Below are 25,251 nucleotides of genomic sequence, written 5' to 3' on the forward strand. Positions count from 1 at the left end.
GAACGCCAAACGATTGAGACGCTCTTTACCCTCTATGCTGAGCTTGGCAGCCTGCGGGCGGTCGAGCAGGAGGCCGCCCGCCGGGGCCTGCGCTCCAAGCGGCATGTTTTCTCCAGCGGCCGGGCGCAGGGCGGTGGACCGCTCTCGCGCGGGCAGATCCATCATATCCTGCGCAACCCGGTCTACCTTGGCCGCATCCGGCACAAGGGTGAGGTCTTTGACGGTCAGCATGCCGGCCTCATCGAGGAGGCGCTCTGGGAGCGCGTGCAGGCCAGGTTGCAGGGGGCCAGCGCCCGACCGCGATCGCGTGGGGGGAAGGCTGAGGATAAACCAGGCAGAGGAACTCTGGCGCCGCTCACCGGAAAGTTCCGCGACCCCTCAGGCGATCGCCTGACCCCCTCGCATGCCAGGAAGGGCACCCGCCGCTTTCGCTATTATGTCTCGAACCGCCTTCTCGCGGGCAGCGATCCCAGTGGTTGGCGCCTGCCGGCGGGACGCTTTGAGGGTGCCGTGGCAGCCGTTATCGCCGATCACCTCGAACAGGCGGCCCGCTGCCATGCGCTGCTGGCGGTACCGGACGCGGGCGCTGGGGCAGAGCCCGGAGCACAGGCGAGGGCCTTAGCTGCCCGTTTGCGCGGAGGGGAGGCAGAGCTTCTGGCATCCCTGGTCGCCGAGGGGCAACTGGAGACGGGCTTGATCACGATCGATCTTGAGGTTAAGCAGCTGGCAGAGGCGCTGGGCCTGGAGGCCAGCCTGCTGGCGCCGGCGCTTTCTCAGGTCACGGCCACTTTGGAGATCCGGCGGCGCGGCGTGGAAGCCCGGATTGTGGCCGGTAAGACGCATCCGGCCGCGGACCTGACCTTGCTGCGCGGCCTGGCAAAGGGGCATCGATGGGCAGCGGCGCTGCAAAGTGGCAGATCCCTTTCCGAGGTCGCCAGACAAGAGCGCGTCACCGAGGCTTACATCAGGCCGCGGGTCAGGCTCGCCTTCCTGTCGCCCCGCATCCAGAGCGCCATTCTGGAAGGACGCCAGCCGGTGGATCTGACACTGGAACGTCTGGTGCGCCTGCGGCTCCCGCTGGCCTGGCCTGCGCAGGAGCGCCTGCTGGGGTTCGGTGCGCCCTGAAAGATTGCGGGTTGCCATGCCATCAAGGGACCTTCAGTAGCCAATCTTCGTCAAGAGGTCAGCGATGAGCGCATGCATGCGGCCCATCCGTTCGAGATCCTCTTCTATGAGCTGGCGTATCCTAGGGTTCTTCTGCTTTTTCAAGCTCTTCAGAAGTGCGGCCCGCTCTTCTTCAAGCATCTCCTGGCGCTCCTGCCATTTTTCCAGCTCGGCCTTTTCTTCCTTGGTGGCTGGCCCCTGGATCCAGGCAATGCCTTTGTTCATATCGATCTTGACCTGATCGGGATGCGGCAGGGGCTCGGGCAGATCCGTGATGCCCAGGCGTTCGCGCCGGAAAAGTTCCTGTTCCCACTCGGCCTTATAGCCGATCGCGGCTTGCAGCCATTCGTCGGCCAGTGCCTTGTTCTGCCGTTCGGTGTTCGAGAGCAACTCCGCAAAGAGCCGCTGCGCGCGGTGTTGACCCTTGGCCGCATTGACCGCCAGGGCGCGGACAACGGCCTGGGCCATCGGCACCGAAACATTGCGCTCGCCGTCGCGCACCGTGATCGAGCGATAGGCTTCGTCCAGGATGATGTCCTTCAGGCGTTCCTCGTTCAAAGGCGGGCGCTTGTTCTTGGCGCCCCTTGGCCGGCCCTTGGGGTTGCCTGATTGGCCAGGCTGGAAACGCTGCGCGGGCGGCGGCTTGCCATAGCCCACCGCGTAATCCGCGCCGGGCTTATGGCCTGGCAGTGTGCGCTTGCGGTCCTTCATTCCGCGGCCTGGCTGGCGCGGGCTTTGGGCGACCAGCCGCAGAGCAATTGCTCGGCCTCATCCTTGGCATAGGCCTCCCAGCGCGCCAGGATGCGGTCACAGTAGACCGGGTCCAGTTCGCAGAGATAGCCGCGCCGGCCGGTCTTCTGGGCGGCGATCAGCGTCGATCCCGAACCGCCAAAGAGATCGAGCACGATCTCGCCGCGGCCCGAGACGTCGCGGATCGCATCGGCGATCATCTGCACCGGCTTGACCGTCGGATGCAGGGCCAGTTCCTCCATGCGGCCGGCATGGCGGCTGTTGGCGCCGCGATACTCCCAGACATTGGTGCGGTAGCGGCCGTGCTGGCCAAGCTCGAAGGTATTGACGTGGGGCTCGGTACCCTTCTTGAAGGCAAAGATCAATTCATGGCGGGAGCGGTAGAAGGTGCCCATTCCGCCATTGTCCTTGGCCCAGACGATCAGGTTCTTCAGTTCATCGTAGACCGCCTGTCCGGCCGTCAGCATTTCCTGCATATGGCGCCAGTCCATGCAGAGGAAGTGGATCGATCCCTCGAGGCTGTGATCGGCCAGATTGCGAAAGGCGCTCTCAAGGAAGCGCGTGAACTCGCTCCTGGTCATCTCGCCCGAGGCCATGGCGAACTCGCGGTGCTGGATCTTGCCGGAATTGCCCACGTGACCATCGATCTTGACGTTGTAGGGCGGATCGCTGAAGACCATCCGCGCCTTCTGGCCGGCCATCAGATCCGCCACCAGCTGCGCATTAAGCGCATCGCCGCAGATCAGCCGGTGCGGCCCCAGTTGCCAGATGTCCCCCGGCCGCACCCGCGCGGGCGCCTCCCCCGGCAGGGCATCGTCGGCCGGATCGCCCGGCTCCTCCGGGGCCACACTTTCCAGCAACCCATCGATCTCGGGCAGGGAAAAGCCGGTGATGGAGAGATCAAAGTCGAGGTCGGCGGATAGCAGCACCCCCAGTTCGGCCGCCAGCAGCTCCTCGTCCCAACCGGCATTGAGCGCCAGCTTGTTGTCGGCCAGCACATAGGCGCGCTTCTCAGTCTCGCTCATATGGTCGAGTCTGAGACAGGGCACACTCTCCCAGCCCAGGAGCCTTGCCGCCTCGACCCGGCCGTGCCCGGCCAGGATCCTGCGCTGCTCGTCGATCAGCACCGGATTGGTAAAGCCGAAGGTCTCGATGCTGCCGGCAAGCTGGCGGATCTGCTTCTTGGAATGGGTGCGGGCGTTGCGCGTCCAGGGGATGAGGTCACTAAGAGCGATCTGTTCGATGTTCTGGCGGGCCAAGAGAGCCTCCTGTTCTGTTGCCCGGCCGGCGGAGTCGTCCCATCGGCCACGGTAGTAAGATGTATCAAACTCTTGCCGAGTCGTCAATTATATGTGTATCGTTGCGTTTATCGCATCATACGGAGGCCCCATGAGTATTGGAAAAACCCTGTTCAGCCTGCGCCAGAAAAGTGGCCAGTCCCTGCAGCAGGTCGCAGACGCGGTCGGTGTCTCCAAGGCGCATGTCTGGGAACTCGAGAAGGGGCGCTCGCAAAACCCCTCCTTTGAACTGGTTCAGAGGCTGGCGCGACACTTTGGCGTGGCGATCGATGTCCTGGTTGGAGGCGGGGTGGAGCCCGATGCCGACGCGCTGCAGGTCGCACGCCTGCACCGCGGGCTCGAGGAACTGACCGCCGGCGACCGCAAGGTGGTGGAGCAGATGATCGAGGCCTTGAAGGACCGTGCCCGGGAGACATCGTGATCCCGTGCAACTTGACCGGATAGACCTGGCTGATATCCACGAGCCGGAGCGCCTGGCTGATACCCTGCACGGGCAATTGGCATTGACCCAGGGACCCGTCCCGGTGGGAGAGATCGCTCTCGCCTTGGGGATATCCGAAGTGCGGGAGGCGCCGCTCGAGGGTGTCGAAGGCATGCTGCTGACGGATGAGCGGCGTAGTCTTGGCGCAATCCTGGCGAACAACAGGGGCGGACGGCGTCGGCTGCGTTTTACCATCGCCCACGAGCTCGGCCACTTCCTGATGGAGCATCATAAACTCTCCAGCCCGGCCGGTTTTACCTGCCAGGCCGCCGATCTGCGTGCGACCCGGGAAGGCCGGCGGCATCTCCGTCAGGAAGCCGAGGCCAACCGCTTTGCCATTGGCTTGCTGGCGCCGCGGTCCCTGGTGATGCCCTTGCTCTCACCAGATCCCGACCTCGACGACGCCAGACGCCTGCGCACTGCCCTCGACATCAGCCGCGAGGCGGCGGTCCGGCACCTGGTCGAGACGCGCGATGACTGCCTGGCGGCCGTCTGGTCGAAGGATGGCCGCATCAGATATGCCATCAGGGGGCAAGGCTTTCCCTACGTCACCTCTCGGAGCGGACAAAGCTTGCCCCAGGCGACGGCGGCCCACTGCGTGCACCTCAATGGCAAGACCGGCATCACGGGCTGGTGTGAAACACCCTCGATTGCCTGGACCAACGAATCCGATATCGAACTCTACGAGCAAAGCTGGCGCTCGCCATCAGGTCATGCCGTCACCTTGCTTTGGGCGGAGATGCCGGACCATGAGGACGATGCTGAGGACGACTCCTCTCAACGCGAGCGCGACCTACCTGGTTTTCGCTAGAGGCAGGCATAAATCCCGTTCCCTGTTTTTCCGGAACGGTTTCCCTGATCGGCTAAAAACTTTCCCTGTTCCCCGGATTTAAATTCCCTGTTCCTGACAGAACAGGGAAATGCCCTATAACCCGCTGGAATCACGTCCATATTCACGGCCAAAAATCGCTGATTCCGGCCAAAAGGCCCTCAAAAAACGAAAATTCCCTGTTAATTCCCTGTAAAGCAGGGAAGCCCCCTAAAACCGAACCGCCTCAAAGAGCCAACTGAGACGCGGGGCCTTATTGCCCGTAGATCTGGAGCTGCGGTGCGTCTCTGATAGGCCAGCCCCGAGGTAACCTGCGGAAAAGGCCCGGGAAATCGGCGCGAAATCGAAGCGTTTGAATGAGACGGGGGTGAGTGGCGGAGGGGGAGGGATTCGAACCCTCGGTACGCTTTCGCGCACAACGGTTTTCGAGTTGGTGCAGCCTGTAGACGGCGTGATTCTCCATCAACCTGTTAGACAAAATTTCCCAGAAAACTGCGATTCTCAGTCATCTGCTTCAATGCCGGTGACTGAGTGCGCTGCCCTGCTGTGCACCCACTTGTGCACCCGCTGGCAGCATTTCCTGGCCCAGCGAGGGGCCGATTTCTTAAACCAAGGGAGATACTACGATGAACTCCTCCAAAAACCTTTACGACCTGCTTTTGAGCGCCCCAATTAGAAAAGCCTGCGATGATTTTTACTCGGCGCAGATCAAACCGCCGCTTGATGAGCTGTTTCACCCTGGAGATAAGGGGCATGAAGAAGCTGTGGAGGCCGAGAACCGTGCGCTGTTCGCACTAAAGGCCTTAAGGGCAGAAACAGATGGAGACCTTTATGTTAAGCTTCGCGCATATCAAAGCTGGTGTTCTCCGGAGCTAATGGGTGAGGACTTCCTTAAGGAAATATTTACCGAACTGGAATGTTTCCTGATCAATCGCCTACGCGAGCATTACATGACCCCAGGTGCGGAGGCTCCAATCTTAAAGGCCTTGAGAAACGGAGATGATTGTAGAAAAACACATGCGCTTTCTGTAGAATAGGCGTGTTGCCCGGACATGCAACACGCTCCAGCCGCCCGGTTTTCCCCTCGATGCCGGGCGGCTTTTCATTTTTCCTCAAGGCCTGCGGTGGCCAAGTCCACTTCGATGCTTTCTGGATCGCTGGCGAAGGGCTCCAAACCCACGCGTCCGAGCTCGGTCGCCACAGTGTGCCATAGGAGCATGAAAAGAAGACCGGCCAGTTTTTCCGCCCGCGCATATGTCAGGCCAATCTCTTTTTCCTTGGCGGCCGCCTTCACGAGGTCACCGACGTTATACAACATAAGCAGGAAGGCTAGCGATGCCCCCTTGTCGAACGGAGTTGGCGCGGCCTCCAGGAGCTTCCACGGCTCGCCCAGCGGGCGGAAATGCCCTGCAGGGCCGCTAGGCGCTGGCGCATGGCTCAGCTGTAGGTGTGGAAGCGCCCGTACTAGTGTCCAGCGCTTGCCGCGGGCGTCTACATGATCGGCCGGAACGCCTGACAGCCTGCTGGCGACGGTTCGCCGGTCCATGCCGAGCTCTGTTGCGAGCCCAGAAATCGAGTAGGTGTTTCGCTGCATAGCCATGTTTCGACCTGTGGTGGAGCACGAAAAATTTTCCAGCTCTGCGAACAGGTCGGGGTCGTGCGTTACCCCTGATCGATCGCGCGGGAAGGACCCAGCCGTTTCATTTTTGGCCATCGTTTTTCTTACCCCGCCCCCTCGCGTGAGCTCTGGTCCAACAGGCGGTCTTGTTCCCTGAGGTTCCGAGCCCTCAAGTACGCTGACGCCCGCAAGATTCTCTTTTGACCTGTGAAAGTTCGGTAGAGCCCCCTGGCCCTGCCAATCCGTTCGACTTCTTTTATCCAGCGTTCGTGCTTAAAGTCGAGCTGATCGCAGCGCTCGCAAAGTGTTGGGACAAAGGACACCCCGCCCAAGAGCTTGTCACGCCGACTCATGCCCGGCCTACCATTGGAATGCTGAGCGTCTCGACGGCTGCCTTCGCCTCGCCGAGCGCATCGAGCGTTGCGCGGCGGAAGCGCTCAGCCAGGTAAGTCAGGGCGCGCTGGGTTCGTTCCTCGCTTGCCTTTCGCTTTGCAGCTGCAGTTAACACGCCAGCGAAAAGGCGAGCGTAATGCAGCTTCAGTTCCTCACGGCGCCGGTCCAGCGCTTGGCGCACCAGGACTGCATCCTCGATGTCAATTTGTTGGGGGTGTTGTCGCATTTCATCCTCCTAGATCATCGGGCCCGCACCGCTTGTGCGAATGTGCCGCCGCGCTGAGTCGCCTCGGCGACGGCCGCCTTGGTCACGCTGGCAATCTGCGGCATGAGACCCATTACCTCGGCTTTAACAGTCGATTGGACGCCCAGCGCGAAATTTGGTGCAACAGTCACATTGATCGTGTTGCCGGCGCTTTGAGCCCCTCTGCCCAGCGCGCCGTTCGGCACGATCGCGCCGGATCGCCCTGGTACGAAGAGTTCCGGGCCTTCTTCCCCGACCACGATTGGCTTTCCGCCACTGACCGGCCCGCCCTTCGCGAAGAAGCCGCCGAAAAGGCTCCCAAGCCCGCCAATGAGGTTGCCAATCAGCCCGCCGCCGCCGCCACCGAGCCCGCCGCCAAAAATCCCTTTCAAAGGGTTGATGATTGCCGCCTGGACCGCGAGGTGCGCCAGCTGCTGCAGAATCGAATTGATAAGACCTTTGAACTCGAGTTTCCCGGTGTTCACGAAATTCAGGAAGATCCCTTCAAGCTGCTGGATCGCGTTTCCTATCGCGGTCTCTAGGCCATCACCAAGGTCCTTGGCGGCCGTGCCCAATGTACCCAGAGCCTCTTGCCCGGTGTCGCTCAGATTCGCCAGGTCTCCGCCAAGGCCGCCGAGCTGCGCTCGAACACGGCCCAGCGCGCCTGTGGCCACGTCTGCGGTGACGCCCGTTTCGACCTTGAAAATCTCAAGTTCGGCTGTCAGCGCCGAAAGATCCAAGCCCAGGGTTTCGGCTAGCCCCTTGAGGCCCTCCATCGCCCCGCCAAAGTTCCGCTCGACCACATCGGCTACATCAGTAATCGCCCGTTTAAGTACGTCGAGTTGGTCGGTTGTGACCGCCAACACGGCGGCGATAAGCAGCCAGCCCGCCCTGCTGATCTTCTGTGCGACTGCCAAGGCCATTGTGGCCGTGCGAACGGCTGCGATCGCCTTGGCGAACTTCACAAACGCGATTGCTTGATTGATAACCACGCCAGCGATCGAGATCGAGGCAAAGATCAGAAGGCCGTTCAAGAGCAGATCGAGGTTATCTTTTACTAGCAGCACGGCGCGCGCCGCCCCTTCGAAGAGTCCCGGAAGGGTCGCGAGGGAGCCATTCGTCATGTTCTCCAATGCTGGCGCCAGCGCCGCTAGCGATCGGGTGACCAAGTTGGAAAGCAGGGTGCCGAAGCGATCAAAAGCATCGTTGAGCGAGGCGATGCGGCCGGCCTGCTCGGTGGTAATAGGCAGTAGCTCGCGGGCTTTGGCGCGCAGGGCCTCGAGCGCTTCAACGCCGCCGTTAACCAGGTTAACCATGTCGACACCAACCGACTTGGAAAAAGCGGCGGCCGATAGGGCAGCGCGATCGGCCTCATCTGGCATTTCGGCCATCTTCCTTAAGATGAGGTCCATTGCTTCTTCAGTTGAACCGGCGTTCGCTACCAGGTCAGCAAAGGCCGGATCGAGCTTATCAAGGAAGGTCTTCAGGGCGCCAGTGCCTTGCCGGAGCTCTCCCAAGCGCTTGCCCAGCGTCTGGAAACCCTTATTCATCTTTTCGGTATCGAGGCCGCTCTGACGAGCCGCGAACTGATATTCCTGCAGCGCCTGGACGGAAACGCCGGTGGCCTTCGATACCTTGTCCAAGCGATCGGCCGTTTCCAACGATCGGCTGACCAGCAAACCCAGCCCACCGACGCCAACCAAACCCAGAACCGCCCCTTGTACGCCGGAGAAGGCGCCACGGAGCTTGCCGAGCGCGCGGTTGATGCCGGCGAAAGCGCTCCCGGCGCGGTTTTTTCCAATTATATTAAAGCGCAGATTGGCGTCAGCCATCGCTAGCCCTCAGTGTGGGCCCGGCGTGGAGGAAAAGCACGCCGGGCTCGAAGTGGGCCCCCAGCGGAAGAGACGATCGAGGCGGCTCACTGGAGGCCCGTTGCCATGCCCCCGCCCCGAGACGGTTACGCGGTTGGGTCGATATCAGTGATTGCAGCGAAGCTTTCCGCATGCCGCACGCCAACGTCGAAAAAAGCGTGCGCCGCGATCCGGACTTGGCCCGTATCCGCGTTCGTGTAGGGATCCACGATTAGATCAACAGCCGACCAGATACCGACCAGGAGGCTAGCCCAATTCCCGAAAATTAGCGGATGAAGGTTTGTTCCGGTGCCCTTGGTTAGGTCTTTCGGGAGCCCGTTTGTCGCCATGGTTTCATAGGTCAGAAGCTTGCCACCAGCGAGCTCGTCCAAGATAAACTTGGCAGTCCCGCTGGCGCGCTCCGTTTTTTGCATGGCAGCTACCACCTCAGGCGTGGTGACCCAGCGCCGGGATCCGCTGAGTGCGTTTGCGGCGTGAATGGCCGCCACAAGGTCAACCACCGCCGGCCAGGTTATCGCCCCACCGTTGGTGCCGATGGCAACGGCGCCGATTCCGGAGGTTTGAAGTACCCCCACCGGCTCATTCGCGCCACCGCCGTTCAACGCCGCCGCATCGAGCGCTATGCCGATTTGCTCGACCATGTCGGCCCTAATCAGCTCGGTGACCCCCGGCAACGCCTGCACGAGTGTTTTGCGGGAATGCGAAGCAAGAGCCGCCAGTTGCTTGGGTGCCAAGGCAACGGCTCCGAGAGTTGGCGTGGAATCCGTGGGGGCCGATTGTTCGGCAACCCACTGTGCCGAGGTGGTGGTGGTCTTTTTCGGTATGGAAACATCTTGGATCAGGCCGTCAAGCACGGTCGCGCCCGCCGCGATTACCACAGCTTCGTTTGTGAGGGCTTCGATGAACGCATCAAATCGGTGCTCCGTTCCGATAAGGTTGGCCCCGGTGTTTCCGCTGGTGAGGGTCGCGCGCGTCGAGAGCGCGCGCTGCGGCGCCAGCGCCGCCGCTGGCACCAAAAGGCCTTCCGGCGAAAGGCCCGATCGCCGCTGGATTTCGCGAGCGGTTTCAAGCTCCAGCGCGGCCGAGCTATGATCGCCGGTGATCGCTGCCCGGATCAGGTTGCCCAGATCAAACCGAGTGGCTATGTCGCGTCGATCGCCACGGGACAGCCCGTCGAGCGGGTCAGAGAAGCTGACCGGCCCGCCAATATTCTGTGAGCGGCCAATCTTTTCCAGCAGCTGATGCCGGAACTTGTCCAGCGGCCATTGCTCCCGAATTGCCTGGCGTGCCAGCTCCGGATTTTTCATCCGGTCGCCGAGCGCCAGAATCTCAGTGATTTCTTTCTCTCTATCACCCCCACCAGGTGCGCCGCGCTGCGCGGTCTCCGTGGGCTTGTTCTCGTTCGGTTCCATCTTCAAAACTCCGTTTCTGAATGCGCCGGCGTTCGTGTCGGCTGGGATTGCCACGAGGGATGCCTCAAAAAGCTGCCAGCGAGTGACTCGCACCGTTTCACCGTCTTGCTCGGCGAGCAAAATTCGGTAGCCAACGGAAGCGGATATGCGGATCCCGTCTAAGATGTCCTGCAGGACTTCTTCACCCTTTGGCGATCGGCTGACGCGGGCAGTGCCACGGAGCTTGCCACCGTCGAGGTGTACATTTTCCACAACACCAACCTGCTCCGTGGCGTCGTGGTTTAGTAGCAAGGGAAGCGCGGGTGCGGCGCGGGAAAGGTCGACGGCTTCACGACTGTGCACGAGGACTTCCTTGAATCCGCGCACGTCGACCGGAAAATCGGTTGAAAGCACGAGAGGCACCGTGCGCTTTTCGCGGGAAGCGCCAGCGCGATCTATTCGGAAACTACGGAATTGAAGTTCGTCTTTCACGTGCGTCACCTCATCGCCGAGCAGGCGTTAAAACAGGGCTCTACGGCCCGCTCTTTGCAGAAGTTTCGCCGCCGCCTCTCCGGCCGGTGGCTGCCTTTCGCAGTGCCGAGTCTCCCGCGTTCTCCACGCTTCTCTCGGCTGGCCAAGGTGACGCCTTGACCTGTCCAACATATCAAAATCGGCCAATTGTGCAAGAACGTGGCACAACATTTAGGTGCTTTGCCTGATTGCCTGGCGCTACCCATTGAATCGCTCACTGATGTTTTGGTGCATTTTTGCGAAGCCATAGTGCCGGCGAGCTGGCATCGATGCTTGAGGCGGCGGCAGTCACAAGGGTTGCCATGGCCGCCGCCCCATGAGTGGCCTGCAGGCGCGCTAGCTCCTGGACGACCTCGCTGCGGTGATGTGGCTGGATGGAGCGCCAGAACCGCTCGCAGGTTCGGACTTCCTGCGGAAGTTGGGCTAGGGTCTCACACTTTACCTTCAAGGGGGTTTTGGGGGATTCTTGAGTATGAGTAAGAGCGTCAGAACTGGTTTCCTTATTTTTCAGGGACTTATATCTATTTTTTCTGGCATTTTTTGCCGAAAAACTTTCCCTTTTTCGTTCAGAAACATACGGAATCTCCCAACCAATTCCGCTCTCGAATATTTTTCCCTCTTCGATAAGTCGGGATCGGATTCGTCGATAGGTGCGCACGTTTTTGCACCCTCGAAGACCAGAACTCACCCTACCATCATCAATCGGAACGATCGTATCTGGGTGGCGCCAGGCAATCAGGCAAAGCGCGAAATAAACCCCCTGCTCTTCAAACGATAGACGTTCCGTTTCCAAGGCCCAGCGGTCCGGCCAAACATTGAAGGACCCGACCAGAGCGGGCGCTTGATTGCGATGTTCGGACATGAACGCCCCCGGTTCTGAAAACCTTATTGTGTTGCAGGCTCGTCTGTCGATTCGAGCCTTCGGACCTCTGTCGCTGGGATTCTAATAGTGTTGCCGATGTGGACGGCTTTGATGTCGCCAGCGGCGATTTGTTTGTAAAGAAAGGACGCTGTCACGTCGAAATGGGCGGCAACCTCTCTCACCCTGTAGTGCGGCTTTTCTCTTTCTAACGCGTTCATCATGACCTCACAGTAAACATAGCGGATAACTGTGAGTTTTGTTTATCAAACTCACAATTGTCAACGCTTTTATCTGTGATACACTGCACGGATGCAGTTATGAGGTGATTGTGAAGATTGAATGCGTTTTGGAGGATTCAGTTAGGGCTGGCCCGCTCTACGATGATCGGGCGGCAATCGTTTGGGCGTTATGGCAGAAGAGCCCAGATGCCAAAGGCCTGCACCATTTTATCGTCCCAGAGAAAAAATCGGCGCTGACGCTGGCTGAAAACGACTGGGCATTGTGGCTTGAGCTGAACAAGGCGCGCAGGGCCTTGGAAGCGCACGTGAATCGGTTGGCTTATTCCGGTGCTCTAGAGATCGAACTCCACCACAATTTTGATTGGTTGCACTCAGGGAAGACGCCCGAGGCCGAGAGCTTCCTTTGGATCCGGCAGGCGGCCTGGAAAAAACTTCCAATCATGGCATGCACAGTATGCGGCAACCTGTTTCAACCAGCGTCGCGGCGACCAAATAAATATTGCTCCAATCGATGCCGTTATGTCGCGCACGGTCGGATGGTGCCGAGGAACTGATCATGGCGAGTATCCAGCGACAATCCCCGAGAACAACAGGAGGCGATGAGCGGGCCGGTTGGATTGTTCGTTGGACCGCTGGTTCTGACCATGGTGATCAGAGGATCCAGCGCAGCAGGTACTTCAAGCGATACCGCGACGCGCAGCGCTGGAAGGCTGAAGTTGAGCTAACGCTCGAAGGGCGCGGCATGACGCCAGAGCGCGGCATGACCCTCGGGCGCTTCCTTGAGCGCTGGTGTAGGCGCCTGGAAGCGCACGGCGAACTGAAGCCAAAGACTATTTCGAGTTACTGGACGGTTTGTAATTCGTTCTGCGCGGTGGTGGGGGATGCTAAGATTGATACATTGGATCCCTTCACACTCGAAGAGGCACTGGCAGTGCTGGCCCGCAAGGGCGGCAGGGGTTCGCGGCCGATGGCCGCCAACACCATTCGGAACCACTTCAGGGTATTGAGCAAAGCTCTAAGCGACGCAGTGCGCTGGAAGCTAATACCCTCAAATCCCTGCTTGGCGGTCGAAAAGCCCAAAGGAAGGCGCGTTCGCGCCAAGGCTCCCACGATTGAGCAGGCGCGCCAGCTGCTGACTGCGGCTGAAGGCTCCAGAATCTATGGGCCGCTTTACCTGGCACTAGCGACCGGTCTCCGGCTTGGGGAAATACTGGGTCTGCGATGGTGCGACCTCGACCTTAAGGCCGGCCGCCTATACGTGAATCAAACCGCTCAAACGGTAAACCGCGAAACCTTTCTGCAGGCTCCAAAAACTGAGAACAGCCAGCGCTCATTGGCGATCGGGCAAGACCTTTGCGAGTTGTTGAAGCGTCACCGCGCAGAGCAGGCACGTGAGCGCCTGGCGCTGGGCGACCTTTGGCAGAATCTGGACCTTGTCTTCCCAAACCATGGTGGAGTGATTTGGCGGCCGGCGCATGTATCTGGGCTCGCGCGCCAGGTCGGCGACCTGGTGGGGTTTCCGCGCGACGTAGCTCCTTTCCATGGCCTACGGCACGCGCACGCGTCATTTCTCTACGCGGCCCAGCGCGATGTTAAATCAGTGCAGGCGCGCCTCGGGCATTCGACGCCTTCAATCACCATGGCCCTTTATGTCCATGTCGATGAGCAGCGCGACAAGGAGGCTGCAGGTATCGCTAGCGCGTTCATGGAAGCACTAAAGGAGGACAAGTCGTGAACCGATGTGCACCCATTGTGCACCCACTTTTGCGCCTGGCACCCGGCAGGCTTAATCAAGAATCTAGGATTTCTGCGGTTTTTGGCGGAGGGGGAGGGATTCGAACCCTCGGTACGCTTTCGCGCACAACGGTTTTCGAGACCGCCCCGTTCAACCGCTCCGGCACCCCTCCGCTGAGATAGGTTGCATTCGAAGAGCGATACCAGGTAATCATCATGCCCTGGCCGAAGCGCCGCGGACACTACCCCAAGCCTTCACCGGCTGCAAGCCGTTGAAAGGGTCATCGGACATCATGAAGATTCTTCGCCAAAATCCGTTGACAGCCTCGGGTCCATGGCTATAGTGCGACGGCCTCACGGGCACTGGGGATTTGGATTTCCTGGTGATGCCCGCGAAAACGGTTTTCTGCACTAATTGAAGAATGATGAACGCCATGTTCGCTGTAGTTAAAACGGGCGGCAAGCAATATAAGGTCGCCAAGAATGATATCGTGGTCGTGGAGAAGCTGGCGGGTGACGCCGGTGCCACGGTCGAACTCGACCAGGTTTTGATGTTGGGTGACGGCGGTAAAGCCACGGTCGGTGCGCCGACTGTCGCCGGTGCGCTTGTGACCGCCGAGGTGGTGGAGCAGACACGCGGCCCGAAGATCACGATCTTCAAGAAGAAGCGCCGCAAGCACTATCAGCGCACGGCGGGTCACCGCCAGGACCTGACGGTGCTGCGTGTGACCGACATCCTGACCGACGGCGCAAAGCCGGCCAAGAAGGCCGCGGCTCCCAAGAAGGCTGAAGCAAAGACTGCGGAAAAGGCCGAGGCCCCCGCGAAAGCTGAGGCTCCCAAGAAGGCCGCACCCAAGGCGGAGGCCCCTAAGAAGGCGGCTGCCGCTAAGGCTCCGGCCAAGAAAGCCGCTGCGCCGAAGAAGACCACTGCCGCCAAGAAGGCGGCGGACAAGACAAAGGAGTAAGCAGCCATGGCACATAAAAAAGCTGGTGGTAGCTCACGGAACGGTCGTGACTCAGAAGGTCGCCGTCTTGGCGTCAAGAAGTTTGGCGGCGAAGCGGTCCTGGCGGGCAACATCCTGATACGGCAGCGCGGCACCAAGTATCATCCCGGCACCAACGTCGGCATGGGTCGTGATCACACGCTGTTTGCGCTGATCGAAGGCAAGGTGTCCTTCCACAAGACGCGCGACCGCACCACGATCTCGGTGGAGCCGCAGGCTTAAGCGGACCCCACCGCAGGTGAAAGTTTCGGGGGGAACGGCTTGCCGTTCCCCCCTTTTTGTTATGGATGATTATGAAGTTCCTCGATCAAGCCAAGATTTACCTGAAGTCCGGCGACGGCGGAAACGGCTGTGTGGCGTTCCGGCGCGAGAAGTTTGTCGAGTTCGGCGGACCTAACGGCGGCAACGGCGGCCGCGGGGGCGACGTGGTTTTTGAGGCGGTGGAAGGACTCAACACCCTGATCGACTTTCGTTACCGCCAGCACTTCAAAGCCGAACGCGGGCATCACGGCCGCGGCAAGGATATGACAGGCGCCGACGGCAAGGAGATGTTGATCGCAGTTCCCGTCGGCACCCAAATTCTTGACGAGGATAAGGAAACCTTGATTGCCGACCTGACCGAGATTGGTCAGCGGGTGACGATCTGTCGCGGCGGTGACGGTGGCTTCGGTAACGCCCATTTCAAGTCGGCGACCAACCGCGCGCCGCGTCGGCACGATCCGGGTTATCCTGGTGAGGAGCGTTGGGTCTGGTTGCGTCTGAAGCTGATTGCCGATGCTGGACTGATCGGGTTGCCCAATGCCGGCAAGTCGACTTTCCTTTCGGTTGTCAGCGCGGCCAAACCCAAAATCGCCGATTATCCCTTCACCACGCTTCACCCGAACCTGGGCGTGGTGGATTTGGATGGCGTGCAGCGGATCATTCTTGCCGATATTCCCGGCCTGATTGAAGGTGCGCATGAAGGCCAGGGCCTGGGCGACCGGTTTCTAGGCCACATCGAGCGCTGTGGCGTCCTGCTGCATCTCGTGGATGGTACGGCCGAGCCCGACGCCATTGCAGAGGCTTATCACACGGTCCGCGGTGAATTGGGCGCCTATGCGGCGGAATTGGCCGACAAGCCGGAAGTGTTGGTTTTGAACAAGGTCGATGCATTGGACGGCGCGGCCATCAAGGAACGTCAAGCTGCCCTGAGCAGGGCAGCCAATGGGGCGCAAGTCCGGCTTTGTTCCGGTGTTAGCCACAAGGGCGTCAAGGACGTACTCGGCGCGCTCTGGAAAATCATCGAAGTCGATCGCCGGGAGCGGCGGGAGGCGGCGCTGGGCGCAGCCGATGAAGCCGGTGCGAAAGGCAAAACTTTCGGTGGCGAGGTTGGAGACTGGCAACCATGAGCCAGCGCCTGTCGGACTCCAGACGGGTAGTGATCAAGATCGGCTCGTCCTTGTTGGTCGAGGAGAAGAGCGGCGCCATCCGACGTGGCTGGCTGGAAGCATTGGCCGACGACGTTGCGGATTTGCGGTCTCAAGGCGCCGAGGTTCTGTTGGTTTCCTCCGGAGCCATTGCGGTCGGACGGAGGCACTTGGGTTTGACCGCCCGGCCACCCAAGCTTGAAGAAAAGCAGGCGGCGGCGGCGACCGGGCAGGTGCGCCTGGCGCACGCCTATCAAGAGGCATTGGCCCGCCATGCAATCACTGTCGCTCAAGTTCTTCTGACCTTGGGCGATACGGAAGAGCGCCGCCGTCATCTCAATGCGCGCAACACTCTGGGCACCTTGTTGCGCCTAGGCGCGGTGCCGGTTATCAACGAGAACGATACCGTGGCGACGGCGGAGATACGCTTCGGCGACAATGACCGTCTGGCGGCAAGAGTCGCGGCTATGATGAACGCCGACACACTGGTGTTGCTCTCCGATATCGATGGTCTATACGACTCCGATCCACGCAGCAATCAGGACGCCAGGCACCTACCTGAAATTGCGGAAATTTCGCCTGAGATTGAAGCGATGGCGGGCGCTGCCCCCGTGGGTTATTCCTCCGGCGGTATGATCACCAAATTGGCGGCAGCGCGCATCGCGACCGCGGCTGGGTGCCGTATGGTCATTGCCGATGGTCGGCACGAAAATCCTTTGCGCAAGCTCCGTGACGGCGCTCGTTGTAGCTGGTTCCTCTCCGCCGTGGAGCCCTTGACGGCGCGCAAACGTTGGATAGCCGGAAGCCTGAATGCATCGGGGCGCATAATCGTAGATGCGGGCGCGGCCGGCGCACTGCGACGCGGCAAGAGCCTACTACCCGCTGGTGTGATTGCCGTTGAGGGCGCGTTCCAACGAGGTGACGCGGTGCTGGTCTACGATGCGCAGGGGCAGGAACTGGCGCGCGGCTTGGTCGCCTATGGCTCGGAAGACGCAGCACGCCTCAAAGGTCACAAGAGCCGTGAAATCGAAAGCCTGCTCGGCTACCGTGGGCGCGAAGAGCTGATCCACCGTGACGACTTGGTGGTGAGCTGAGGAGTGATGGCGATGAAAGCGGAAGTGTTTCCTGACCAGGATGATCTGCGCCGGTCAATGATGGCGCTCGGCAAGGCAGCGAAATCGGCGGCGGGCATTCTGGCGCAATCCAGTGACGCTCAGCGCAATGCCGGCCTGTTGGCCGCTGCAGCCGCACTGCGCGCGCGCCAGAACGAGATTCTGGCTGCAAACGGCGCAGATATGGCCGATGCCCGCGAGAAAGGTTTGACCGAGGCGCTTTTGGATCGCCTTGAGCTCAATCCCCAGCGCGTGGAGGCGATGGCGGTTGGTTTGGAGGAAATTGCCAAGCTCCCCGATCCGCTCAACCGTGTTCTGGAATCGACGACACGTCCCAACGGCCTGCGAATCGAGAAAGTGTCGGTTCCTTTGGGCGTCATTGGAATTATCTACGAGAGCCGCCCGAACGTAACAGCCGATGCCGGTGCACTCTGCCTGAAGGCCGGTAACGCGGCGATTCTGCGTGGCGGCTCCGAGTCCGCGCGATCATCCGCCGCAATTCTGGAGGCTTTGCAGAATGGCCTAGTAGCCGCTGGCTTGCCCGAATCGGCGATCCAGCGCCCGCCGACCAGCGACCGGGAGGCCGTCGGTATCCTGCTGAAGATGAGCGACAGCGTCGATGTGATCATACCGCGTGGTGGGCGCGGTTTGATCGAGAGGGTGATGAATGAAAGCCGGGTTCCGGTGCTGGCCCATCTGGATGGTCTTTGTCACACCTATATCCATGCCGCCGCTGATCTGGACAAGGCCCGCGCCATCGCCCTTAACGCAAAAATGCGGCGCACGGGTATTTGCGGCGCAACCGAGACGCTGCTTGTCGATCGTGCCGCCGTTGCCAGCCACTTGCAGCCGGTTCTCCGCGATTTGGCCGAGGCCGGTTGCGAGCTGCGGGGTGATGAATCGGTGCGCGCGTTGGTGCCTGATGTGAAGGCGGCCACTGACGCCGATTGGGATACTGAGTACCTCGCACCAATCCTCTCGGTCAGGGTTGTCGATGATCTGGTCGAGGCCGTTGCACACATCAATCGCCATGGGTCACATCACACCGAATGTATCGTGACCGAGGATGCAGCAGCGGCACAGCGCTTCATGGCCGAGGTCGACGCCGGTATCGTCCTGCACAACGCCTCGACCCAGTTTGCCGATGGCGGTGAGTTTGGCATGGGGGCCGAGATTGGCATATCGACGGGCAAGCTGCATGCCCGTGGGCCGGTCGGAGCCCAACAGCTCACCAGTACGAAATACCGCGTGCATGGCAGTGGCCAGGTTCGCCCCTAGTCAATGACGCACCACCCAACAGCGTGGCGCTTGACCCCTCGCCATCTCGCAGAGGCGCTTGGCGGACGACTCCCGCCGCCGGGCGCCCGGATTGGGCTTTTGGGCGGCTCGTTCAACCCGGCCCATGAAGCACACCGCGAACTGTCCATGGCTGCACTGCGACGCCTGGGTTTGGATGAGGTCTGGTGGCTGGTGAGTCCGCAAAACCCACTAAAACCCCAACAGGGCATGGCCCAGTTGGCGCGTCGCCGAGCCTCGGCCGAACGGAAGGCCAGTCATCCGGCCATCCGGGTGACGACCTTGGAAAGTCAGCTTGGAACCATTTATACCGCCGAGACGCTGGCGGTGCTTAAGGCCTTGTTTCCGCGTGTTCGGTTTGTTTGGCTGATGGGTGCCGACAACCTCTGCCAGATTGATCGATGGCAGGATTGGGAAGCAATCTTTCAGTCGCTTCCCGTTGCGGTTTTCGACCGTCCGCCCTATTCTATAAGAGCGACGTTAGCCAAGGCGGCTCAGCGGTTTGCCAAGTTTCGTCTGCCCGAGAAATCGGCCGGGCTATTGGTGACCACCCAGCCTCCGGCCTGGGTTTATGTTCATGGCCGGAAGAATCCGCTCTCGGCGACGCGCATTCGCGCTATCCATCCCGACTGGCCGGGATGAAGGTGCAAAAGAGCGCAAACGACGGAGGTGCAGTCATAGGCGCAAAGAGTGAAACGAACGGAGGTCAGGCGCAGGTCGCCGCGCTTCCGAGCAGTGAAGAAATCCTCCAGCTTGTGGAGGGCTCCCTGGATGACGATAAGGCCGAAGACCTCATTGTTATCGATCTCTCCGGAAAAACCAGCATTGCCGACTACATGGTGATCGCATCGGGCCGCTCCACGGTCCAGGTCGGTGCCATGGCTGAGCATCTGCGCGAGAAGTTGAAGAAGCGCAAACTCTCAGTGGCAGTGGAAGGCGCGGGACGCAGCGATTGGGTCCTGATTGATGCTGGCGATATCATCGTTCATCTGTTCCGACCGGAAGTACGTGCGTTCTACAATCTTGAGAAGATGTGGGGCAGTGACGTACTGGAAACCGCGGGCCAGGCCTGAACGATCCTGAGATTGGCCCAAAACCGGGCCGGGGCTGGACGGACCTGACTGGCGCTGGGTAGACGAGTGCTGGAGCAGGCGGTGAGAATCTTGAAATTGGGCCGAGGTCTCGGGAGGGCGACGTGCGCATCACATTGGCCGCTGTTGGGCGGATGAAGCGCAGTGAACTGGCGCCGGCCTACGATGACTACGCCAAGCGTCTTTCCTGGCCGCTTATCCTCAAGGAAGTCGAAGAAAAACGGCCCTTGCCCGCCGAGCAATTGATGGTGGCGGAAGGCGCTGCCCTGTTGTCGAGCTTGCCTACCGACGCTTACGTCATCGCACTGGAGCGCAGCGGCAAGAACATCTCGAGTGAGGCCTTCGCGGCGTTATTGCAAGGCCTGCAGGACGAGGGCCGCCGGGAGGTGGCCTTTGTGATCGGCGGTGCCGATGGCCTGTCGGCAGAAGTCATCGAGAGGTCCGACTTCAAACTGTCCTTCGGCGCGATGGTTTTGCCCCACATGCTGGCGCGCACGCTTTTGGTGGAGCAGTTGTTTCGCGCTCAATCGATATTGGCGGGCCACCCTTATCACCGTGGCGTCTAAGGCTGCGACAGACGGCATGCAATCCCATATAATATTGACCGGAATCCCACGCACAATTGCTGCGCCCAAGGAGGCCGCGTCGAGAGATATGCTGAGAGCCATGCCGCAATGAGGCCTTACTGTCCGGTTATTCTGCTTGCAACCCTGTTGGTCGGTAGCCCGGCTGCAGGGCAGCAGGCCGCGCTGAATGGCGACCAGGCGCCGACAGCGCTGATGGAGGTCGAAAAGGCCTTGGAAGCGGACCGCGAGAAATCTGAGGCTTTGAGTCTTAAAGCAAAGGAATTGCAATCCGAGATGCAGGCTATCCGCGCCAAGTTGGTTGATGGTGCTCACAAGGCGCAAGAGTTGGAGTCGGAGTTGTCTCGGATCGAGCAAACTTTGACCGTTCTCGAGGTCGAGGAAGCGCGCGCGAGGGTGAATCTCAGGCAGCGCCGTCAGCAGATGGCCCGCATCATCCAGGGACTACAGCGTATGTCGCTGCTGCCAAAGGAAAGTTTGTTGCTGGGCCCCGGATCGCCGGTTGACTTGGCGCGCGGAAATCTGGTGCTTCAGGCCGCACTCCCCCGGATTGAGGAGGAAGCGCGCGACCTTCGGACCGACCTTTCCGATCTAGCGGTGTTGCGCGGCCAGATCGAAACACAAAAACGAGACCTGCTGGCGACCGAGGTTGCACTGGCGAAAGAACGTGATGGTCTTTCACAATTGCTTGAACGAAAGGTTGCGTTGGAAGCAGCGACGGGCGAGGAACTCGCGGCTTCGCGGGCTCATGCGCAGGCTCTGTCGCAAAAAGCCGCCGACCTTCGTGACTTGATTGCCCGCCTTGAGAGAGAGCGGTTGTTGGCCAGCATCACCCTACCAGCGATCAAACCGGATTTGCCGCCGCCGCCTTCACCTGCGACGACACCGGCCTCTGTCACGCCGACGGAGTCCAGCCAGACTGCCGACGGAACGGCGGAAAACATGGCCCCGGCTGTGGAAGAGCCCGCACAGACAGCGCTGTTGGCGCCCTCTGCAATGCCCGAGGATGTGCGTCCCTTTCCCGACAACCCTGGCAGTCTCGTCATTCCTGCACGCGGACACCTGCGTTACCGGTTTGGCGCCGCCTTGCCGCAATCCAAAGCAGGCGGTAATGCCAAGGGGCTCTATCTGGAGACACGACCTAGCGCGCAGGTTGTCGCACCCTATGACGGTAAAGTAGTCTACGCCCAGAATTTCAGGGGCTATGGGCTTATCTTGATCATCGAGCATTCCGGGCAATATCATAGCTTGCTGTCGGGCTTCGAGCGGATCGATGCCATTGAAGGACAGTGGGTCTTGGCCGGAGAGCCGGTTGGCGTGATGGGCGATCCCGGTACCGGCAATCCGGAGCTTTATCTGGAGTTGCGGCGTGACGGGCGGCCGATCGATCCCTTACCCTGGCTGGCCCAGGAAAAAGAAAAGGTAAAAAGCTGATGCTAAGGAAGCTTCTCCCCGCCCTCTTGCTGCTGTTGCTCTTGGCACCGGGCGTCCTCCACGCGCAGAGCTCCAAGTCGGATACTTATGAACAGCTGAAGCTGTTCGGCGACGTATTCGAGCGGGTTCGTTCCTCATATGTCGAGGAAGTCACCGACAAGGAACTCGTCGAAGCCGCGATCAACGGCATGCTGTCATCGCTCGACCCGCACTCGAGTTATCTCGACGCCGATTCCTTCGGCGACATGCAGGTGCAGACGAAGGGGGCATTTGGGGGTCTAGGGATCGAGGTCACGATGGAAAACGGCTTCGTCAAGGTGGTCTCGCCCATCGACGATACGCCAGCCTTTCGGGCAGGTGTTGAAGCCGGCGACTTGATTACTCACCTGGACAGCGAACCGGTTTTGGGATTGAACCTCTCCGATGCGGTTGACCGGATGCGGGGCGAAGTCGGAAGTGACATCGTCCTGACGATCCGCCGCGGCGACCAGGAACCCTTCGACATTACCATCACCCGTGATGTGATCCGTATTCAGTCGGTCCGCAGCCGCGTCGAAGGCAACATCGGCTATATCCGCGTGACGGCGTTCAACGAACAGACGTCCCCCGGCCTCGATAAGGCCATTGCCGATTTGAAGAAAGAGCTGGGCGACAAGGTGATCGGTTGGGTCCTGGATCTTCGAAACAATCCCGGAGGTTTGCTGAATCAGGCCATCGCGGTCACCGATGCGTTCTTGGATAAGGGTGAGATCGTGTCGACGCGCGCGCGCGATCCAGAGGAAACCTATCGCTTCAATGCAGAGCCCGGGGACATGGTGAACGGACAGCCGCTGATCGTGCTTATCAACGGCGGCTCCGCATCGGCCTCGGAGATTGTCGCGGGCGCGCTCCAGGACCACGGCCGCGCGATTATCATGGGCACTCAGTCATTCGGCAAGGGCTCGGTGCAAACGATCATACCGCTGCCCGGGCACGGGGCTATGCGTCTGACGACCTCGCGTTACTACACACCGTCGGGCCAGTCGATACAGGCGACCGGCATCGTGCCGGACATAGAGGTGAAGCAAGCCAGGCTCGAGGAGATCGATGCTGGCAGCCGTCGCCGCGAGGCTGATCTGCGCGGTGCGCTAACCAACGGAGATGAGGCAGGGGCGCCGGCGACTGAAGAGGAAGGAGCACCCGCTCCGGAAGCGCAGGAAGCTCCGAGCGAGGGCGAAGAGGCCGCACCGGCAGCAGCCTCTAGCAGCGATTACCAGCTTTCTCGTGCCCTTGACCTTCTGCGGGGCTTGGCTTTGTTCAAGGAGCGGGCGGCGAATTAAGCCGATTGTTCCGACACATTCGGGAGAGGGTAGGTCAATCCAGACCCTCTCCCGACGGTGATTGATAAGAGAAGGCGGGAGATATCAGCGTCAACCATGAGCTACGACCCTGAAGCAACACGAAGACTCACGGACGAAGAGATCGAGCGGCTGGAATATCGTCTGGGTGTGGGCGTCATGCTGCTTAACGCCGAAGGCAAGGTGTTCGTGGCCCAGCGTTGCGATATGAAGAGTGAAGCCTGGCAAATGCCCCAAGGTGGGATCGACAAGGACGAAGATCCCTTGCAGGCCGCGTTTCGTGAACTGGAGGAGGAGATCGGCACAGCCAGCGCCGAGCCACTCGCTGAAAGTCACGAGTGGATCACCTATGATTTACCTGTTGATCTGATACCCAAGCTTTGGAAAGGCCGCTATCGCGGGCAAAAACAGAAATGGTTTGCCATGCGTTTTACCGGGAGCGACGCAGAGATCAATTTGGAGACCGGTGACCCGGAGTTCAACGATTGGCGCTGGGTCAATCACGTTCAACTCCCGGACCTGATCGTGCCGTTCAAGCAGGACCTTTATAAGCGCGTGCTTGCGGCCTTTTCGCACCTGCTACAGCCCTAAAAATCAGCCCCGATTAACGAGCCGGCAGGCATAAAAACCATCTAGTCCCCCCAACTCTTGAAGGTGGCCAGGCAGGCTTTGCAGATCGCCAGCGGCGGTGATCAAGTTCTCCAATCCCGGAAGTTCTTCAGGTTGGATCGACTTGCGCGCGAAATCGCTCCTTTCAGCCAGAAACGAGTCTACGAGCTGCGGTCCTTCCTCCGGTTGCAGCGAACAGACCGCATAAACCAGCGTACCGCCGGGGGCGAGGAGCTTGGCGGCTCGTACGAGCAGCTTTTGCTGCAACGTTACGATCTTGGCGATATCACTCGGCCTGCGTAGCCAGGCAATATCCGGGTGCCGCCTCAAGGTGCCGGTGGCCGAGCAGGGTGCGTCTAGCAGGATGGCATCGGCCTGTTCCACAGGCGTCCACGCACTTGCGTCCGCTTGCACGACAGTAGCCGTCAAGGACAAGCGACCGAGGTTCTCCCTGAGGACCGCCAGACGCTTTGCATCTTGATCGAGAGCGGTGACCACAGCGCCGGCCAGGATGAGTTGAGCTGTCTTGCCGCCAGGCGCCGCGCAGAGATCGAACACCCGCTGGCCGCTCAGGTCGCCCAGCAAACGAGCGGGAAGCGCCGCCGCCGCATCCTGGATCCACCAAGCACCTTCGGCGAAGCCGGGCAAGGCGGAAATCTCGCCGCTGCCGCCGGTCAAGCGCAGACTGCCGCCGGGCAGAATGGTGGCGCCAAGTCGGTTGGCCCAGGCCTCGGGGTCCTCCTTGACACTGATGTCCAAGGGGGGATCTTCCATTTGAACGGCCATGATGTTCCGGGTCATGGCTTCGCCATAAGCCGATGCCCACGACGACCAGAGCCAGGACGGCAGGTTGAGACGGGCGGCGTCCTGGTCGGCCAACAGTCTCTCTTTCTCTCGTTCGAGACGGCGGAGCACTGCATTGGCTAGGCCCCGAAACGGGCTCAGCTTTCCGTCAGCCAGGGCGACGGTTTCGCTAACCGCCGCATGGGCGGGCACGGCCATGAAGAGAATTTGTGCCGCACCCAGGCGCAACAGGGCTCGTAAGTCGGCTTGACGGGGTTTCAATGGTTTGTCCAGGCAAGCCCCTAGGGCGTTGTCGATCTGGCCGAGCCGCCGCAAGGTCGTCGCGACCATCTGGCGCACGAAGCCGCGGTCGCGGGTCTCAAGCTGACCGAGGGCAACGTTTCCAGCGAGCAGGCGATCCAAAGGTTGCCCACGCTCCAGACAATCGATGAGCAGGCGTAATGCGAGCGCTCTGCTGTTAGCCTTCGCCAAATTCTCGGTCCCTTCGTGCGGGTGTCGGGGGCGAGTTGCCTGTGCCGCTAGGGGGCAGCAACCCAGAGGTGCTGCATTCTCTCCGACAAAGCGTATCAGTCAAGGTCCTGGGCAAGCGCGCTGCGGACCTCCTCGGAGATTTGAGTCATGTGATGGTAGTTCGGATGGCTAAAACCGATGACTACTTCGGCACCGGGTTGCTTGAAGGCCGTTGCCTGTGTGTCGGTTAGATCGAAATGCAGAAAGTGAACGGAAGACGCTTTGCCATCAGCGGTCGTTCGCTCCACGTCTTCCTCCGGACGGGCGGTCACTTCCTCGCCGTTCACACGCAGGAAGGCTTTCAGCTCAATGCCGCCCAGTTTGCCGAGCAAACGCTTGCGGCGCTCGGCGTCGTCAATCTCGAACATGACGGTTGCAACAAGTTCACGGCCTTGTGGTATCAAGGGGTTGTAGGCGGACAGCTCGTCCGCAATCTGCGCCTCACCGCCACGCTCGATATAGAGCATTTCGTGAATCTGATTCCACATCGTCTCGTAGTTTTCGAAGTACCAGGTCGCGACGGGGCCAACTTCCACGCGGCGGTTGCGTTTCAGGGCAACGAGGTCGCGGCGGCGCTCTTTGCGCTGACTTTCATAGATGTCCATCGGCAGGATGTCCTGGCGCGATATCTCACGATTCTGGCGGGCCATTGGTATCAG

The 25,251-nt window shown here is 60.5% G+C and carries 26 protein-coding genes, 1 tRNA gene and 1 pseudogene; 17 read left to right on the top strand and 11 right to left on the bottom strand.

Annotated features, from left to right (window positions below; all coding sequences use genetic code 11):
• Positions 1 to 1,125, top strand: a 1,125-nt coding sequence (locus tag ABIE63_RS09645; RefSeq protein WP_354504240.1) for a recombinase family protein, incomplete at its 5' end; no start/stop codon positions are given.
• A 33-nt stretch (positions 1,126 to 1,158) separates the two neighbouring features.
• Here ABIE63_RS09645 and ABIE63_RS09650 read toward each other — a convergent pair.
• Positions 1,159 to 1,875: a DUF5681 domain-containing protein gene (locus ABIE63_RS09650; protein ID WP_354504242.1), complete on the bottom strand. Its 717-nt coding sequence runs from the start codon at positions 1,873 to 1,875 to the stop codon at positions 1,159 to 1,161.
• Complete coding sequence (locus ABIE63_RS09655) at positions 1,872 to 3,173, bottom strand: DNA methyltransferase (protein WP_354504243.1); 1,302 nt, start codon at positions 3,171 to 3,173, stop codon at positions 1,872 to 1,874. Before ABIE63_RS09655 ends, ABIE63_RS09650 begins: the two co-directional genes overlap by 4 nt.
• Before the next feature lie 130 nt (positions 3,174 to 3,303).
• On the opposite strand from ABIE63_RS09655, the gene ABIE63_RS09660 reads away from it, so the two are divergent.
• From ABIE63_RS09660 to ABIE63_RS09670, 3 genes are all read left to right on the top strand, one after another.
• Positions 3,304 to 3,633, top strand: coding sequence for a helix-turn-helix transcriptional regulator (locus ABIE63_RS09660; protein WP_354504244.1), 330 nt, complete (start codon positions 3,304 to 3,306; stop codon positions 3,631 to 3,633).
• Positions 3,634 to 3,637: 4 nt separating this feature from the next.
• The gene (locus ABIE63_RS09665; protein ID WP_354504246.1) at positions 3,638 to 4,504 is read left to right on the top strand and encodes an ImmA/IrrE family metallo-endopeptidase; all 867 of its coding nucleotides are present in this window, start codon (positions 3,638 to 3,640) and stop codon (positions 4,502 to 4,504) included.
• Between the two features lie 644 nt (positions 4,505 to 5,148).
• The gene (locus ABIE63_RS09670; protein ID WP_354504248.1) at positions 5,149 to 5,559 is read left to right on the top strand and encodes a hypothetical protein; all 411 of its coding nucleotides are present in this window, start codon (positions 5,149 to 5,151) and stop codon (positions 5,557 to 5,559) included.
• Positions 5,560 to 5,624: 65 nt separating this feature from the next.
• Here the strand turns inward: ABIE63_RS09670 and ABIE63_RS09675 are convergent, their stop codons facing one another.
• From ABIE63_RS09675 to ABIE63_RS09700, 6 genes are all read right to left on the bottom strand, one after another.
• A complete protein-coding gene (locus ABIE63_RS09675; protein WP_354504249.1) occupies positions 5,625 to 6,236 on the bottom strand; it encodes a hypothetical protein in 612 nt (203 codons plus the stop codon).
• 253 nt (positions 6,237 to 6,489) lie between these two features.
• Entirely contained in the window at positions 6,490 to 6,759 is a 270-nt protein-coding gene (locus ABIE63_RS09680; RefSeq protein WP_354504250.1) for a hypothetical protein, read from the bottom strand.
• Between the two features lie 14 nt (positions 6,760 to 6,773).
• A complete protein-coding gene (locus ABIE63_RS09685; RefSeq protein WP_354504252.1) occupies positions 6,774 to 8,609 on the bottom strand; it encodes a phage tail tape measure C-terminal domain-containing protein in 1,836 nt (611 codons plus the stop codon).
• Between the two features lie 125 nt (positions 8,610 to 8,734).
• Positions 8,735 to 10,531: a phage major capsid protein gene (locus ABIE63_RS09690; protein WP_354504253.1), complete on the bottom strand. Its 1,797-nt coding sequence runs from the start codon at positions 10,529 to 10,531 to the stop codon at positions 8,735 to 8,737.
• 253 nt (positions 10,532 to 10,784) lie between these two features.
• Positions 10,785 to 11,432, bottom strand: a complete 648-nt coding sequence (locus ABIE63_RS09695; RefSeq protein ID WP_354504254.1) for a hypothetical protein — start codon at positions 11,430 to 11,432, stop codon at positions 10,785 to 10,787.
• A 23-nt stretch (positions 11,433 to 11,455) separates the two neighbouring features.
• Positions 11,456 to 11,653: a helix-turn-helix domain-containing protein gene (locus ABIE63_RS09700; protein WP_354504257.1), complete on the bottom strand. Its 198-nt coding sequence runs from the start codon at positions 11,651 to 11,653 to the stop codon at positions 11,456 to 11,458.
• A gap of 35 nt (positions 11,654 to 11,688) precedes the next feature.
• Here ABIE63_RS09700 and ABIE63_RS09705 point away from each other — a divergent pair, with 35 nt between their 5' ends.
• The gene (locus ABIE63_RS09705; protein ID WP_354504258.1) at positions 11,689 to 12,225 is read left to right on the top strand and encodes a hypothetical protein; all 537 of its coding nucleotides are present in this window, start codon (positions 11,689 to 11,691) and stop codon (positions 12,223 to 12,225) included.
• 2 nt (positions 12,226 to 12,227) lie between these two features.
• Entirely contained in the window at positions 12,228 to 13,406 is a 1,179-nt protein-coding gene (locus tag ABIE63_RS09710) for a tyrosine-type recombinase/integrase (RefSeq protein ID WP_354504259.1), read from the top strand.
• Between the two features lie 82 nt (positions 13,407 to 13,488).
• Here the strand turns inward: ABIE63_RS09710 and ABIE63_RS09715 are convergent.
• Positions 13,489 to 13,578: transfer RNA gene (locus tag ABIE63_RS09715), tRNA-Ser, on the bottom strand.
• Positions 13,579 to 13,839: 261 nt separating this feature from the next.
• On the opposite strand from ABIE63_RS09715, the pseudogene rplU reads away from it, so the two are divergent.
• The 11 genes and pseudogenes from rplU to ABIE63_RS09770 form a co-directional block, all read left to right on the top strand.
• Positions 13,840 to 14,142, top strand: a pseudogene (rplU, locus tag ABIE63_RS09720) (50S ribosomal protein L21); the annotation flags it as partial.
• A 234-nt stretch (positions 14,143 to 14,376) separates the two neighbouring features.
• Positions 14,377 to 14,631, top strand: a complete 255-nt coding sequence (gene rpmA, locus ABIE63_RS09725) for a 50S ribosomal protein L27 (protein ID WP_354504261.1) — start codon at positions 14,377 to 14,379, stop codon at positions 14,629 to 14,631.
• Between the two features lie 71 nt (positions 14,632 to 14,702).
• Positions 14,703 to 15,797 (top strand): GTPase ObgE, encoded by a 1,095-nt coding sequence (obgE, locus tag ABIE63_RS09730; RefSeq protein WP_354504262.1) that lies wholly within the window; start codon positions 14,703 to 14,705, stop codon positions 15,795 to 15,797.
• Complete coding sequence (gene proB, locus ABIE63_RS09735) at positions 15,794 to 16,909, top strand: glutamate 5-kinase (RefSeq protein ID WP_354504264.1); 1,116 nt, start codon at positions 15,794 to 15,796, stop codon at positions 16,907 to 16,909. The genes obgE and proB overlap by 4 nt, the downstream gene beginning before the upstream one ends.
• A 12-nt stretch (positions 16,910 to 16,921) precedes the next feature.
• Positions 16,922 to 18,205: a glutamate-5-semialdehyde dehydrogenase gene (locus ABIE63_RS09740; protein WP_354504265.1), complete on the top strand. Its 1,284-nt coding sequence runs from the start codon at positions 16,922 to 16,924 to the stop codon at positions 18,203 to 18,205.
• A 3-nt stretch (positions 18,206 to 18,208) separates the two neighbouring features.
• Positions 18,209 to 18,865, top strand: coding sequence for a nicotinate-nucleotide adenylyltransferase (locus ABIE63_RS09745; RefSeq protein ID WP_354504267.1), 657 nt, complete (start codon positions 18,209 to 18,211; stop codon positions 18,863 to 18,865).
• Positions 18,866 to 18,867: 2 nt separating this feature from the next.
• Positions 18,868 to 19,296 (top strand): ribosome silencing factor, encoded by a 429-nt coding sequence (gene rsfS, locus ABIE63_RS09750; RefSeq protein WP_322091264.1) that lies wholly within the window; start codon positions 18,868 to 18,870, stop codon positions 19,294 to 19,296.
• A 122-nt stretch (positions 19,297 to 19,418) separates the two neighbouring features.
• Positions 19,419 to 19,880, top strand: a complete 462-nt coding sequence (locus ABIE63_RS09755; protein ID WP_354504268.1) for a 23S rRNA (pseudouridine(1915)-N(3))-methyltransferase RlmH — start codon at positions 19,419 to 19,421, stop codon at positions 19,878 to 19,880.
• 108 nt (positions 19,881 to 19,988) lie between these two features.
• Positions 19,989 to 21,332 (top strand): peptidoglycan DD-metalloendopeptidase family protein, encoded by a 1,344-nt coding sequence (locus ABIE63_RS09760; RefSeq protein ID WP_354504270.1) that lies wholly within the window; start codon positions 19,989 to 19,991, stop codon positions 21,330 to 21,332.
• Entirely contained in the window at positions 21,332 to 22,651 is a 1,320-nt protein-coding gene (locus ABIE63_RS09765) for a S41 family peptidase (protein ID WP_354504271.1), read from the top strand. Before ABIE63_RS09760 ends, ABIE63_RS09765 begins: the two co-directional genes overlap by 1 nt.
• A 96-nt stretch (positions 22,652 to 22,747) precedes the next feature.
• Entirely contained in the window at positions 22,748 to 23,260 is a 513-nt protein-coding gene (locus ABIE63_RS09770) for an RNA pyrophosphohydrolase (RefSeq protein WP_183417358.1), read from the top strand.
• A gap of 3 nt (positions 23,261 to 23,263) precedes the next feature.
• On the opposite strand, the gene rsmB is transcribed toward ABIE63_RS09770, so the two are convergent.
• Both rsmB and ABIE63_RS09780 read right to left on the bottom strand, forming a co-directional pair.
• A complete protein-coding gene (gene rsmB / locus ABIE63_RS09775) occupies positions 23,264 to 24,553 on the bottom strand; it encodes a 16S rRNA (cytosine(967)-C(5))-methyltransferase RsmB (RefSeq protein WP_354504272.1) in 1,290 nt (429 codons plus the stop codon).
• Between the two features lie 95 nt (positions 24,554 to 24,648).
• Positions 24,649 to 25,242, bottom strand: a complete 594-nt coding sequence (locus ABIE63_RS09780) for a DUF3501 family protein (protein WP_354504273.1) — start codon at positions 25,240 to 25,242, stop codon at positions 24,649 to 24,651.
• Positions 25,243 to 25,251: the final 9 nt, after the last annotated feature.

The sequence above is a fragment of the Limibacillus sp. MBR-115 genome (genome assembly GCF_040549425.1).
GTDB classification, from domain to species: Bacteria; Pseudomonadota; Alphaproteobacteria; order Kiloniellales; family CECT-8803; genus Limibacillus; species Limibacillus halophilus.